This window comes from Vibrio sp. CB1-5, from assembly GCF_059412285.1.
This window is the reverse complement of the sequence record NZ_JBJHPB010000005.1, coordinates 93892-108626: the sequence shown is the minus strand read 5'-3', so window position 1 is coordinate 108626 and position 14735 is coordinate 93892. Positions and strand designations below refer to the sequence as shown.

At 46.9% G+C, this 14735-nt stretch carries 13 protein-coding genes; 2 read left to right on the top strand and 11 right to left on the bottom strand.

The genetic code is table 11. The annotated features are described in order from the left end of the window. Nucleotides 1-36: 36 nt before the first annotated feature. The 10 genes from iolG to iolE form a co-directional block, all read right to left on the bottom strand. The gene (gene iolG / locus ACJB0T_RS05400) at nt 37-1020 is read right to left on the bottom strand and encodes an inositol 2-dehydrogenase (RefSeq protein WP_479292506.1); all 984 of its coding nucleotides are present in this window, start codon (nt 1018-1020) and stop codon (nt 37-39) included. Nucleotides 1021-1133: 113 nt separating this feature from the next. Then, on the bottom strand, nt 1134-1949 hold the full coding sequence (gene iolB / locus ACJB0T_RS05395) for a 5-deoxy-glucuronate isomerase (protein WP_479292505.1): 816 nt from the start codon (nt 1947-1949) through the stop codon (nt 1134-1136). Nucleotides 1950-2097: 148 nt separating this feature from the next. Next, nucleotides 2098-2922: a sugar phosphate isomerase/epimerase family protein gene (locus tag ACJB0T_RS05390; protein ID WP_479292504.1), complete on the bottom strand. Its 825-nt coding sequence runs from the start codon at nt 2920-2922 to the stop codon at nt 2098-2100. A gap of 100 nt (nt 2923-3022) precedes the next feature. Beyond that, nucleotides 3023-3856 (bottom strand): MurR/RpiR family transcriptional regulator, encoded by an 834-nt coding sequence (locus tag ACJB0T_RS05385; protein WP_479292503.1) that lies wholly within the window; start codon nt 3854-3856, stop codon nt 3023-3025. Nucleotides 3857-3932: 76 nt separating this feature from the next. Next, entirely contained in the window at nt 3933-4760 is an 828-nt protein-coding gene (locus tag ACJB0T_RS05380) for a class II fructose-bisphosphate aldolase (RefSeq protein WP_112460628.1), read from the bottom strand. 9 nt (nt 4761-4769) lie between these two features. Then, nucleotides 4770-5639: a 5-deoxy-glucuronate isomerase gene (locus tag ACJB0T_RS05375; protein ID WP_418642602.1), complete on the bottom strand. Its 870-nt coding sequence runs from the start codon at nt 5637-5639 to the stop codon at nt 4770-4772. Nucleotides 5640-5808: 169 nt separating this feature from the next. Continuing rightward, nucleotides 5809-6804, bottom strand: a complete 996-nt coding sequence (gene iolC, locus ACJB0T_RS05370; protein ID WP_418642603.1) for a 5-dehydro-2-deoxygluconokinase — start codon at nt 6802-6804, stop codon at nt 5809-5811. Nucleotides 6805-6815: 11 nt separating this feature from the next. Continuing rightward, nucleotides 6816-7991 carry a Gfo/Idh/MocA family protein gene (locus tag ACJB0T_RS05365; RefSeq protein ID WP_319556039.1) on the bottom strand — a complete coding sequence of 392 codons (1176 nt, stop codon included), beginning with the start codon at nt 7989-7991 and terminating at the stop codon, nt 6816-6818. Between the two features lie 73 nt (nt 7992-8064). Further along, a complete protein-coding gene (gene iolD / locus ACJB0T_RS05360) occupies nt 8065-9936 on the bottom strand; it encodes a 3D-(3,5/4)-trihydroxycyclohexane-1,2-dione acylhydrolase (decyclizing) (protein ID WP_418642604.1) in 1872 nt (623 codons plus the stop codon). Between the two features lie 113 nt (nt 9937-10049). After that, complete coding sequence (gene iolE / locus ACJB0T_RS05355) at nt 10050-10943, bottom strand: myo-inosose-2 dehydratase (RefSeq protein ID WP_418642605.1); 894 nt, start codon at nt 10941-10943, stop codon at nt 10050-10052. A 553-nt stretch (nt 10944-11496) separates the two neighbouring features. On the opposite strand from iolE, the gene ACJB0T_RS05350 reads away from it, so the two are divergent. Together ACJB0T_RS05350 and ACJB0T_RS05345 are read left to right on the top strand one after the other, a co-directional pair. Next, on the top strand, nt 11497-12939 hold the full coding sequence (locus ACJB0T_RS05350; protein ID WP_446647120.1) for a sugar porter family MFS transporter: 1443 nt from the start codon (nt 11497-11499) through the stop codon (nt 12937-12939). 145 nt (nt 12940-13084) lie between these two features. Continuing rightward, complete coding sequence (locus tag ACJB0T_RS05345; protein WP_479292500.1) at nt 13085-13987, top strand: LysR family transcriptional regulator; 903 nt, start codon at nt 13085-13087, stop codon at nt 13985-13987. Here ACJB0T_RS05345 and ACJB0T_RS05340 read toward each other — a convergent pair. Next, nucleotides 13984-14733, bottom strand: a complete 750-nt coding sequence (locus tag ACJB0T_RS05340; RefSeq protein WP_418643017.1) for a sulfite exporter TauE/SafE family protein — start codon at nt 14731-14733, stop codon at nt 13984-13986. The genes ACJB0T_RS05345 and ACJB0T_RS05340 overlap by 4 nt on opposite strands. Nucleotides 14734-14735: the final 2 nt, after the last annotated feature.

The following is a 14735-nucleotide window of genomic DNA, read 5'->3' as shown; positions in this document are numbered from 1 at the left end:
ATTGCATTGTTAACAGCCCACAACGAATATATCGAGTTATAGCACAACCGTTCGCTTGCTCTTCATCGATTCAATCGCCGCATCGGCAAGGCGCAGAGCAAACTCGCCATCTACGCCTGAGCAATTTGGCGCCCCCCCATTTAGCACATCAACAAAGTGCTGCCACTCAGCAATATAGGCCTCTTTGTAGCGCTCTAGGAAGAAATGAAGCGGCTTGGCGTTTTCCGCACCATGCTCAGATGTCTTACTCACTAAGTTCTCACGAACATTGTCAGCTTGCAGCATCCCTTTCTCACCGTGTAACTCAATACGCTGATCGTAACCATAGCCAGACTTACGGCTGTTGAGAATTGTCGCGATAGCGCCAGAGGCAAAGTTCAGCACAATCACACCGGTATCGATGTCACCGGCTTTTCCAATCTCAGGATCAATTTTACAACTGCCATGAGCCGTTACGGATATCGGATCTTCACCTAGAATGAACCTTGCCATATCAAGATCATGAATGCTCATGTCACGGAACATTCCACCAGAGACCTTGCTATATTCCGCCGGTGGCGGCTCAGGGTCACGAGACGTGATCGTCAACGTTGCGGGCTCACCCAACTCACCATCAACGACACGTTGTTTTAGACTGGCAAAATGAGGGTCAAAACGGCGGTTAAAACCGACAAGCAACGGCACTTGATATTGCTTCACAACCCCTAGGCAATCGCGTACTCGGCTGGAATCAAGATCAATAGGCTTTTCACAGAAAATGGTTTTACCGGCTTTGGCACCCAGTTCAATTAAATCGGCATGCGTATCCGTTGCCGAGCAAATACACACAGCATCCACATTAGGATCTACCATCGCTTCTTCAATCGATTGGCGCTGAGCATCATATTGATTACATAGCAAGTTGGCATTAACATCATAAGGGTCAATCACCGAATACAAATTGGTTTCAGGGTGGTTGGCAATGTTCACAGCGTGAACTTGCCCAATGCGCCCTGCTCCAAACAGCGCGATATTATACATTCTGTACTCCTTCCTTTGCTTGTCGTTAGTCAGGCTCATCGTTGAGTCTGACCAGAATAAACTATTCATGAGCGGCATTGCCTCAGTGGGGAGCCATACAACACTCATCGCCGTTACTTATAATCCTGTGAGTTAATCCATGCGTGTGCATCTTCCCAGCTAAACAGCCACTTGCGCTTAGGGCCTGCCATCACATTTAGGTAATAGCTGTCATACCCTGCCATCGTCGCCACCGGGTGGTACCCTTTTGGCACCATCACCACATCTTTGTCGTAAACCGCCATACACTCATCAAGTTCGCGGTCGTCGGTATACACGCGCTGCATGCAGAACCCTTGTTCTGGGTTTAATCGGTGGTAATAGGTTTCTTGCGCATCAATGTCTTGATCGTGCTTGTGGCTTGGGTATGAACTGGTGCAGCCTTGTTCGGTAAACACTTCAACCACCAGCAAGCTATCTGCCGGTTTGTTGTCTGGGAGAATATTGTGTACATACCTTTGATTTTGTCCCTTACCTCGATGTTCCGCTTCTACCTCTTGCGGTCTGATATATCGGCTTTCTAAAGTGCCTTCACTAGGCGCCTCACAAACAGCGAGTTCTAAATCTGTTTCAGCAATAATATGAACCGTTTGCTCAGCGGCAACATAGACTGAATATGGCTTAATAGGCTTCTGGTTCGCGTCTTTCTCGAATGGAGACATCCTCTCACCAATGTGACTAAATATCTGATCTTTAACTGTTACCGTTGCCCTTCCCGATACCAGCACCAAACATTTCTCTGTTGATGAGCGAGCAATAGTGAGTGTTTCATTCACTTTCAGCTCATGAACAGCGAACCCCACGTACTCCCATTTGGCACTCTTGGGTGTTATCGATTGAACAAGAGAGTCGGACTCAATTGGCGAATATTTAGAAAGAAGGTGAGACATAGGGGCTTCTCCGTGGCCTTAATTATTATTGAAATTTTTAATTCAATAATAATATTTTGAAAAAATTATTTCGTAAAACGCGCAACAAAGTCCACTCAATATGAGGGTTTTCTCACCGTCAAGTGGACTCAACCACGCCCCAAAGAAGTTAGAACAGCGCTTTCATACCCTGAAGCATCTTAGTAGCAACATCGTGATAATCCTGCTCCCACATTTGATCATTGAGATATTCACCAGAGTAGTAGCCGTCGTAGCCCGTTGATTGAATAGCATCGACCCATTCTTGAAGTGGGATATCACCGTGACCGATAAAGTGCCCACGCAGTTCTCTTTCATCAGGCCAAGCCGCTCCTAGCTCGGGACGAGCGCCGTCTGAAATGTGAACGTTGTAGATAAGCGCCGGGTCAATACTGGCGATCTGTTCCAGGCTAGCTCCGCGACATGCCCAGAAATGCCATGTATCGAGAACAAAGCCGAAATTATCACGCCCAACGGCATCTAGTAGGCGGTAGTAATCATCGAGTGATGCGATGGGTGTCCACGCCGCCCCTTCATACTGAAAACGAACACCGTGCTCTTTCCCAATATCCGCAATGGAGCGAATATTCTGTGCCGTCAGTTCAATGTTTTGATCTAACGTCAATCCATTCAGCGCTTCAAAAGCGTTCAGCTGGATAGTCGGCGCGCCAATTTTCTGCGCAAACTGGCACAACACTTCGGTATCTTTGAAAAGCTGAGCTTTTGACGCTTTATCTGTGACTTCGATGGCACCAATGATGTCGATCGCGGTGGGCTCTATATTGAATTGATCAAGACGCTGTTTGAACTGCTCTGCCGATAGGCCAGCTTTGATATAGCGCCAAAGTTTTTCGGTGTGGATTTCTAGCCCTTGATAGCCCGTCTCATGAGCAAGACGAATGTCTGAAATAATATTGCTGTGAAGCGAGCACATTCCATGTAAAGCAAAACGCATAGCGAATCTCCTTGAATTCAGGCAACAAGAAACCAAGCCTTGCTGCACTATTTGATACAAGGCTTGCGATTCAATTAAGTTGGGTAGTCATTAATTATGATTATTTCACTTCGCGGCACATCAAACTGACCGCCAGTGTTTGAGCAAGGTACATAGAGCTACTGAGCGAGCGGAACCCCATGACTTCACCTTCTTGTACCTCAAAGCAAACTTCCATCTTGCTGCCTTGAGGTGTCATTTGATTATCGGTGATAGCGATAATAGGAACATTCTTTTTGTGCGCTTGGTCGATAAGATCGCTGGTCTCTTGCGCGTACGGATTAAAAGTCACAGTAAACAACACGTCTTTCTCATTCATACGGCGTGTCATTGGTGACAACATGCCACCGTGATCATCGAGCAGTACCACGTTGTTGTCAGACTTCATTAACGCATACCAAAGGTAGAAAGCGACAGGATAAGCCCTACGCATACCTTGAATGTAGATGGTTTCAGCACCCTCAAGCATAGCAACGGCACGCTCTAACTTTTGTGGAGATACCATCACCTGAAGCTGCTCTAGCGCTTCTATATTAGCATCGCCAAAGTCTTGGAATATGGCCTGAGGAGAGTCATGCGGTACATCTTCCATCTCACGCGCTTTGCGAACACGCTCTTTATAGTCTCTAGGACGGTTTAAATACTGGTTTCTAAACAGTATTTGCATAGACGTAAAACCATCAAAGCCCATCGCATTAGAGAAACGACTTAAGGTCGACAACGGCACATTAGCCTGCTGAGCGATGGTTGCCATGGTTTCTACGGCGACCAGCATTGGCTGTTCCATGACAAAGTCGGCTACCTGCTGCAATCGGCTACTCAAGCCGTCATAACGCTTAACGATAAGTTCGCGCAGTGAATCTAAATCAGCAGGTTCTTTTACTTCTACATCCATAGTGATAACGCTCTCCTGTTCGAACGCAATAAATAGTCAACCGGTCCCCATCCAAAGTTAAGTTGGGGACTCTATTTTATGATAATAACTCAAAGTTGCGAATCGCTTCTTGCTTAACATAAGGCATCGCCTTTTGCATAAAGTAGATTCGATCAAATTTCTGCGGTTCATCATTCATATAACCGCGTAGATTGTGACCTAGAGCCTGACGTAAACAGGTGCCAATGTTGAACTTAGACACGCGGCTCTGTTTAAGTTTGAGCATATCCTCATCACGAATACCACTGGTTCCGTGTATCACAAGAGGGACTGTCACATGACTCGCAATTCGATCCAGACGCCCAAAATCAATCGTACACGTTGGCTCCGTTAGACGATGGATATTGCCAACCGAAATCGCCACACAATCAACACCACTTTCCTCTGCAAAGCGTGCCGCATCTTCCGGCTCAGTATAGATAGACTTAATATGGTCACGCCCTTCTTCATAAGGTACGGAGCCAATTTCGCCTTCCACCGATGCGCCCAGCGCATGGGCCACTTCGACCACTTTCTTAGTACGTGCGATATTCTCATCCAGTGTTAGCTGTGAGCCATCAAACATCACTGAACTGAAGCCCGCTTTAAGCGCTCTGAAGACAATGTCCTCTTCATAAGTATGGTCCAAGTGAAGGCACACAGGAACGCTACTTTGATGAGCAAGATTTAAGAACATGGCCGCAGCGGTCTCAACACCATAGAAATCAACAACATCTTTATTGCAAGCGAGAATGACGGCCTTGCCCACTTCTTCCGCTGCCTCTACAACAGCTCGCGCATCTTCGTAACCGAAAACATTGAAGCAAGGTACTGAGTAATCGGATGCTGCAGCGTCTGGTAATAAATCATTAAGATTAACTAGCATCATCGCCTCCTATTTGAATTTCGCAATCATATCTTTGATACCTGGAATGGTATTCACTTGATATTCATGATGAGGGTCAAAGTGTTGGATCAGAGATTTCTCTGTTTTACCGACAATAATGGTGAAGTAGTACATCTCGTAACCCGGTGCTGCCACACTCGGGTGATAACCTTTATCGATGGCGATAACGGAACCAGTTTTTACATGGTAAACCGGGCCGTGATCATCTTCATGTTCGTAAAGGAACTGTGCACCGAAACCGAAATCAGGATTGAAACGGAACTGATACACTTCTTCGTATAGCGTTTCACGGCTGCCATCTTCTTTTACGCGGTCTTCGTCATGTTTGTGTGGAGGAAAACCAGACCAACCACCTGCACCAACGGTAAACAGCTCGCTGACTAGCAAACGACCACGTTTTTCCGAGTTTGATTGACCAAGAACATGCTTGATTTTGCGATGTGTTTTGGTGTCATCAGAGCCGTATTGAACAATATCGACGTTCTCTTCACGCACGCAGAATGGTTCTAGAGACGCTTCAAACTTACCGCCTGCAATCATGATGTCAGCATTTTCGCTTACACACTCTATTTGCGCTGTATAGCCAAGTGGAACGTAAACCGCTTCTGGGTTACCTTCCCATACAGAAGCTCGCTTACCGATGTTGTCGAACACTTGCGTGTCTTCGCCGTTGGTCACCGATACGCTGCATGTGCCGCCTGCTAGTACAATAACAGATTCATAGCCTTCAACTTGATGAATGAAAGTGCCACCTTGAGTCAAGCAGACTTGGTTGAAGTAACACAAAGGGGTCACTTCGTCGTTAATACCTACAATGGGCTCATTTTTATTGTCGTAGGGTGGTATATGTTTACCCATATTCTTTCTCCTCACTGCTCTTTTCGTTGAGCGCAGTTTTAATTGCCTAAACTTGTTCACATATGAAAAAACCGGGCCACGATGGTGTGTATTTTCGCGAGTATCTGGAGTCGAAATACCGGCCCGGGAGACGAAAAGCTGTCTTCAAAATCGCATCAAATTGATGCCATCAAACACCTTGGTTTCTTGTCTCAATAAAATCAAAAAGTTGCTCTTTGGTTGGCATCGCTTCTGTGCAGCTATCGCCACTGACATTAATTGCCGCTGCTGCAGAGCCATTTCTCACGCCCTCTTGCAATGTGCCGCCGTTAACGAGCGTCCAAATCAGCCCCCCAGCAAACGAGTCGCCAGAACCAAATGGTTTGTTTACGTCTACTCGGAAGATACCTTGTTGGAATTTAGTACCATCACAGCAATAAACCTTAGAGCCAAACTCCCCCGCTTTGATGACAACAATTTGAGTGTTGTCACGCATAAAGCGCTCAGCAGTAGCGTCGTCATCTTTGTTGCCCGGTGCGATGACCGTTTCCATCATGTCGAACTCTTCGCGATTGCCAATCACAATGTCAGATAGGCTCGATGCGATGCCGTAGTAGATGGAAGCATCTGTGTCAGTGCGCCATGAATAAGGACGATAATCGACATCCAGAACGACCAGCGTGTTACTGCGGCGAGCGTGCTGCATAGCAAGAATGGTTGCTTCGCGGCTTGGACTCTCAGATAGTGCCGTTCCGGTGACTACCAACATCTTGGAGCTAGCGATATATTCCGGATCGATTTGCTCAGGTTTGATGGTGAGATCTGACGCGTTGTTGCGGTAAATAAGCACAGTGCAGTCGCTTGGTTTCATCTCTGTGAACGCCACTGACGTGCGAGAGCCAGAATCATCCGTCATCATGCCGTCAAGGTTTATCCCTTGCTCAGACATGTAACCTTTGACATAGCCACCGAAAGCATCATTGGCTACGCAACCAATAAAACCTACGTTGCCACCAAGCTTGCTCACAGCGACTGCAATATTAGCCGCAGAGCCACCAACAAACTTGTTAAAACCTGAAATGTCTGCCATATCGGTTTTGGATTCGCGGGCGTATAGATCCACACCCGCGCGCCCTAAAACGATGGCATCCAACGGTCTGTCTTGTTGAAATGCAATTTTAGTCATCGTCATTCCTATTAGTTGTAGCTAACCCAAGCGGCGTTTTGGTCTGCTGACTCAACGCACTTCTCACACAAACGTACGCCTTCAATACCGGCATCGATACCTGGGAACCAAATACCCGCCAACGCTTCCTGGTCATCACGATCAGCGGCATCAAATGCCATCGCAAAACGATGATATAGATTTGCCCAAGACTCAAAGTAGCCTTCAGCGTGACCGCCACCTACGCGGTTAGACGCAACACCTTCCGCATCTTGATACAGGTAACCCATACCGCGTTCTAGCACTCGAGGCGCCTCGCCTTGCACTTCGTAACGAAGTTGGTTTGGATACTCATCCCACCATTCGATCGACGCTTTTGAGCCGACAATACGGATCTTCTGTTGATGCATTGAGCCTGAGTTGACTGCAGATGCCCACAACGTACCCACTGCACCACCTTTGAACTTGATCATTACGTGCGCGTTATCTTCGAGTGGCGCACGAGATTCGATAAAGCTCTGACGCATACATGCCAAGCTGTCGACTTCTAAACCTGTCATGACCTCGTTGAGGTAGAAGGCGTGAGTACCGATATCACCTAGTACATAAGTTGGACCCGATACTTCAGGGCTTACACGCCACTTCAGACCCGGATCATTCTTTTCATATTCTTCGTTGTGGAAGCCGTGAGCGAACTGCATGTTGATAACACGAATTTCACCAAGGTCACCACGCTGAACCATTTCACGAGCCTGCTGAACCATTGGGAAGCCGGTATAGCCGTACATAACACCGATAACACAGTTGTTTTGTGCTGCGATAGTTTTAAGCTCTTCTGCTTCTTCTGTGGTAAAGGTAATTGGCTTCTCACACACCACATGAAGCTTGGCTTCCAGTGCGGCTTTACAGATTTCATAATGAGTGGAGTTTGGCGTTGCGATGGATACCGCTTGAATGCCATCTTCACGCTGCGCTTCTTGTGCAAACAATTCTTTATAGCTTGAATAACAGCGCTCTGGGTCTAGTCCAAGATTGACACCGAAATCGCGGCAGCGCTCAGCATCTAGGTCAAACGCACCAGCTACCAACTTAAACAAGCCATCACGCTGCGCTGCATTGCGGTGAGAGTAACCAATTTGACTACCACGACCACCACCTACCATTGCCCAACGAATTGGCTGCTCAAAATGACGCTCTTCATTAAACATGCTTGACTCCTTGTGTGGCTCCTAGTTTCTAGGAGCCGAGATTAAGTGTTAGAAAATTAAATAGAATTCGTAGCTAGACGCCGCGGCGCTGTGTGGCGCGACCTTCTTCCCAACTGGCGACTTTCTCTGCAACGTGGTCATTGCGAGTAACTTCAGGTAGACCGACTTCCCACCAACAATCGCACTTAGACCATGCTGCTGGTGATACTGGGTCAATGTCGACAACGATAACGTAAGTACGGTCAGCTTCTTTCGCGCGCTGGAATGCTGCATCAAACTCATCAACAGACGTTAGCTTCTCGCTGATTGCGCCTTGTGCTTCAGCGTGCTTCGCAAAGTCGACGCGAGCCACTTCGCCATCTGGACGGCGGCAGTCTTCAAGTAAGTTGTTGAATGAGTCGTTGCCCGTGTTGTTTTGCAGCTTGTTGATAACCGCAAAACCGCCGTTATCACACACCACAACAATCATCTTGTGACCCGTCAGTACTGATGAGTAAATGTCTGAGTTTTGAATCAGGTAGGAACCGTCACCCACAAGCACTACCACGTCGTTGTCTGGGTTTGCGACTTTCGCCCCCCAACCACCTGCAATTTCGTAGCCCATGCACGAGAAACCGAACTCAATATCAAATTTACCGATTTGGTAGTTTTGCCAGTTCATTGCTAACTCAGCAGGTAAGCCGCCTGCTGCTGTCAACACGGTATCTCCCGGTTGCATGGATTTGTTTAGCTTGCCAATTACCTCTGCGTATGACGAAAGTCCTGGTAGCAAGTCGCCCTCTTGAGGGTTGGTGCGGCGGTGAACTACAGCTTTCCACTCATCTGCCTGGGTTTTCGCAGTCTGTGCCCATGCGCTGTCGCCTTCCCAGTCACCTAGCAGTTTCGAAAGCTCAACCAAACCGCGTTTTGCATCACACTTAACTGGCAATGCGCGATGTTTGATTGCGTCGAAACGACCGACGTTGATAGTAATCAGTTTCATGTCTGGGTTTTTAAACACGCTCCACGAGCCAGTCGTGAAGTCTTGCAAACGCGTACCGATAGCAACCACAACATCAGCGTGCGCCGCCATATAATTTGCTGAATCCGAGCCAGTGACGCCGATAGGACCTGCGTTTAGCGGATTGTTTTGTAGCATCGTTGCTCGACCTGCGATGGTCTCAACGACAGGAATACTGTGCTGTTTCGCGAATGCCGCAAGCTCATCCGTTGCGAGCGAGTAATGAACGCCGCCACCAGAAACAATCAGCGGTTTTTCTGCTTTCATCAGTACTGCTTTTGCATCTTCAAGATCAGCAATTTCTGGCTCTGGACGACGAATGCGGTGTACTTTCTCTTCAAAGAAGACTTCTGGGAAGTCGTACGCGACGCCTTGAATGTCTTGAGGAAGACCAATGAATGCTGGGCCACATGTCTCTGGATCAAGCATGGTGTCGATCGCTTGCGGTAAAGAATGCATCAACTGTGTTGGTGAAATAATGCGATCCCAGTAACGTGTCAAAGGTTTAAATGCATCATTACAAGTGATCGATGGATCATAGAAGTTTTCTGGTTGCTGCAATACAGGATCAGGTAGTCGACTTACGTAAGCGTCACCTGCGATCAGCAGAACGGGCAGTCGGTTGGTGTGAGCAATACCTGCTGCTGTCACCATATTGGTCGCACCTGGGCCAATAGAGCTCGTCGCAATACCAATACGTCGGCGCTGGTTTGCTTTTGCATAAGCAATGGCAGCCGTCGCCATCGACTGTTCGTTTTGACCACGCCAAGTCGGGATTTTGTCTTCAATGTTCTTTAATTGCTGTCCAAAACACGTCACATTACCGTGACCAAATATGGCAAAAGCGGTGCCGAACAGTTGCTCTTTCTTTCCATCAATTTCAATCATTTGAGCAGCTAAGTATTGTGCAAGCGCTTCTGCGACAGTTAGGCGTACAGTTTTCATTCTCTTCCTCGGTAGTCTCAACGTTGTCCATTCCATGAGTAAGCTACGTTTTGCATCCCTAACCTCGTAGCTTTTATCATGGGGAGCGCTGCTCCCCATTATCCAGAGCTCTATTACAAGCCGTATTTTTCCGCGTAGCCCGTGATGTTCTCGTAAGCTGTTTTCGCGAACGTTAATGGGTGTGCTTTTGCAGGATCTTGCTCCGCTTCAACCAATAACCAGCCTTGGTAGTTGCGAGCTTTAAGCGCTGCAAATACATCGTCATAATCCACATCGCCCGTACCTGGCACTGTGAATACGCCGTCTAGTACTGCATTTAGGAAAGATTTATCCGCTTCGCGTGCCGCTTTCATTACATCTAAACGAAGATCTTTGAAATGCATGTGGCCGATACGGTGACCCCAACGCTCAATCATGGTTACTGGGTTACCACCACCATAGGTGATATGACCTGTATCTAAGGTTAGGAACACAGAATCACCTGTGAATTCCATCATTAGATTGATGTCGTCTTCTGTTTCACAGATAGTGCCAACGTGATGGTGGAAAGAGAGCTTGATGTCATGCTCGTTCAAGAGGTAATCCGCTACTTTCGTTAGCTTCTCGCAATACATCTTCCACTCATCCATAGATAGGATGACGCGTTGAGAAAGTGGAGTGTTGATGTCGCCATGAACGGTATTGCTCACTTCACCATAAACCATTGCTTTACAGCCAGCCGCCTTCAGAAGTTTGATGTGCTCTTGCATAGCAGCAATCTCTTCATCTGCTGTCATAGTCATTAGATTGCCGCTATACCAACCAGACGCCAACACAAGGCCATGCTCTTTTAACAGAGGTACTAATACTTCAGGCTCACGTGGGTACTTAGTGCCTAGCTCAGTGCCTGTGAATCCCGCTTCAGCCATTTCACTTAAACATGTTTCCAAAGGGATCTCGCCACCAAGCTCTGGCATATCATCGTTGGTCCAAGTCAGTGGGCTAATTCCATATTGCACGTTGCTCATTTTTATTCTCCGACAATGTTTAAAAGATTTTCCAAGTGACTCAAAGCTATCGCGGTGACTAAGTCATCGGGTTGGGAAGCTTTGAACATCTCCTGTTGTTTCACTGAGGACTACTTTAGCCAAAAAAAACGAAATTGAAAAATATTTTTCACGTCATCGATTGAGAATTTCAAAACAAACTAAAAATGGAAAAAACCTAAGTAGAACGCGGGTTTCAATCGTATTTGATCTAGATCTCACTTTTATTAAAGCAATAAAAATCAATGCCTTAAACAACTTGCAGGGTTTGAAAAAGATTTATCATAGTTTGATACAGGTAACATTTTTGGACAAAATGACAGTTTACCGGTAGTAGAAATCAAAAAGAGTCAATATGATTAAAACACCAGCAAAATGAAAAATTATTTTCAAACACACACAACTATAACATCTGCTGGACTTATAGAATGCCAATACTCGTACCCTACAAACCGAAGTATTGGGCTCACCTCAGCTAGCTCTTGTTCGATGGTAAAGGGACAGTTTTGAGGGAATCTCAATAAGGAAAAATCTAATGGAAGCTACATCCAAGGTAGAAGCTAGTAAACACAATCTTGCCTATATCATTCGTATCTGTTGTATTGCAGCGCTTGGCGGAATTCTCTTAGGCTATGACACCGCTGTAATATCTGGTGCGATTGGTCCGATTCGTGAGCACTTTGGGCTAAGTTCAGCCCAAACTGGCTGGGCAGTGTCCAGCGTGGTACTCGGTAGTATTATCGGTGCCGTCAGTGCCGGATGGGCCGCGCTAAAATATGGCCGACGCAATACCCTCTTTATAGCCGCCATCTTATTTATGATCTCCGCAGTGGGCTCAGCACTTGCTTCCACCTTCAGTGTTTACGTTATGCTACGTATCGTTGGTGGCATTGCCGTTGGCTTAGCCTGCGTAGTATCGCCGATGTACATGTCGGAAGTCGCTCCTAAGGATTTCCGTGGCCGTGCAGTGAGTATGTTCCAGCAGTCTGCTGTCATTGGTCAAACCGGGGTGTTTTACGTTAACTACCTAATCGCAAAAGGTATGTCTGAAGCTTGGTTGGTCGATTGGGGTTGGCGCTGGATGCTAGGTTCTGAAATTATCCCTGCCGCACTGTTCGCAGCTTTATTGTTCATCATTCCAGAGTCGCCACGCTGGTTAGTTCTCAAAGGTAAACTGACTGAAGCAAAAGCGACACTATCTCGCATCTCAAATCCACAGCACGCCGATCAGCTTATCCGTGAAATCCAAGATTCACTCACAGACAGCCGCAGTGCGAACAAAAATAAAGTCAGCCTACGCTCACCATTGCTGTTTGCTATTTTGGTTATCGGTACCTTTGTCGCTGCTGCTCAACAGTTAACGGGCATCAACGTCATCATGTACTACACACCAGAGATCCTAAAGCCGATCACGGGGTCTACTGAAAACGCTCTTTTCCAAACAACTTTCGTTGGTGTGGTCTTCATTCTAGGTAACGCACTGGGCATGTACCTTATTGACAAAGTAGGTCGTCTGCCGCTGATGAAGTACGGCACGTTTGGCTGTGCGCTCGGCATGTTTGTGGTCGGTTACGTGTTGTATCAACAAACTGAAGGCTATGCCGCTCTATTCGCTCTGTGTCTGTATGTAGTTTCTTACGCAACCTCTTGGGGCTGCGCATGCTGGACTATGATCTCTGAGATTTTCCCGAACAGCATTCGCTCTCGCGCTATGGCCATTGCCGTTGGTGCTCAGTGGTTCACGGGGTTCATCGTCACGCAATCATTCCCGATGCTAAACGACAATGCTTACTTACAAGAGAACTTTAACGGTGCATTTGCTTTCTGGCTATTCGCAATTCTTTCCATCATCTGTATGTATGTGGTCGTTCGCTATGTACCTGAAACAAAAGGTGTCAGTCTGGAGAAAATGGAAGAAGTAATGGCAGAGAAACTGGGTAAAAAACACACCCACTCTACTGACCAAGCTCATGTTTAACCATTAGTAATTTGCGTATTTGGGAGCGGGTTTCAACCGCTCCCATTTTTCGTTTTTACTCTCACGTTTTAGATCTCACGTTTGAAATCTCACATCGTCAAAGCAGTATTTTGAGCGCGAGAAAGACGGCATTAGGAGACTCACTATGCTCGATAAAATGGCTTTCTTCATCTACGTCATTCGTTCTGGTTCTATATCATCAGCGGCACGTCGCTGTAATATTTCGGTGTCCGCAGGCAGTCGTTGGCTACAAGAGCTAGAAAGCCACTTTGGAACGGCGTTGTGCTACCGTTCCAATCGTTTGTTAGAAGCCACCCACGCTGGCCAAACTCTATTTGAAGAGTTTTCTCCTCTTGTCGATAGCGCAGAACGTATCACTCGTAAACTCGAAGACTACCAATCCCACGAAAAAGGCCATATCGACATTGCCTGTACACCTGTCTACGCCAATCACTTCTTAATGGATAAACTACGCCATTACGCCAAAGATCATCCCGAGGTTACTTTCAATATAAATGTCACGCCTTGGGCACTGGATCATGCCAGTACCAGTGACCTAATGATCAGCGCCAATGCGAGTTATCAAGGCTACCGTGAAAAAGATTTATTGCTAGTAAAAAGAGAGCTAATGCAATGTCCTTTTGTCGTTGTGGCATCCCCTGATTACCTGCGTGAACACAGTGAACCTGAACACCCGAAAGATCTCCTTCGACATCCTTGTTTAGTGGCAACCACACTAACCGGGAGCAACGATTGGATCTTTAGGCGTCAGTCTGAAAACACACTTTTAAAAGTGCCCAAAACTATAGAGGTAAACGACAGTGACCTACTTCTCAAAGGCGCCGTCAACGGGATGGGTATCGCCTATTTGCCCGACTTTCTCGTTAAACAGGCGATAAATGAAGGTAAACTAAAACCACTTTTGCTTGATTACGAGACTAGCGTGTGGAGCCTCAACTTGTACTATCACTCACCGCAGTCAGCTTCGCCAACCGCGACAAATTTCAAAACGTACCTGCTAAGCAATGACCCAGAAACCAGCGATTAAACGAGGGCAATGACAGCATCAAAACAAAGTTTACTGCCCGACACGAAAAGGAACAGATAACAGAGCTGATAGATCCTCTCCTGACTGACACGATGCAGTAACATCACTCCAAGTTTGACACCCAGTGGTGCTAAAGGGATCAAAATGAGCGCGGTCAACAAGTTGGTGGCATCAAATTCCCCTAATGCTAAGTAAGGGATCACTTTTGCAAGATTAATAAGGCCAAACAACACCGCCATGGTGGCGATCAAAGTGACTTTTTCAAGCCTTAGCGGCAACAGATAGATACTCGCAGGCCCACCACCAGCATGAATGGCAGTACTGGAAAAACCGCTGAGAGCGCTCCAAAACCATGCAGATAGCGCACTCGGTTTGGTTTGTTTTTGCTCGCCATCCAGCCAATATTGAAGGCAAAACGCCAGAGACAGCAAACCAATGGTTAGCTTGAGGCCAGCTTCCGAGGTAATTCCCAAAAACAACCCCGCAAGCAGCACACCAAATAAGGCTCCCGGCAACATGCGTTTAATCACACCATAATCCGCACTTTTGTAGTGGTGGCGAACCGCAAAGATATCCATCACAATTAAAATAGGCAGCAAAATAGCGGCCGCTTGCGTCGGTGCGACCACCAGCGCCATCAGCGGCACAGCAATAATGCCTAAAGCCCCACCAAGGCCGCCCTTGCCGATACCATAGATAAGTACAGCAGGAACAGCCATGACATAGAAAAGTGGGTCTGTTACCACAC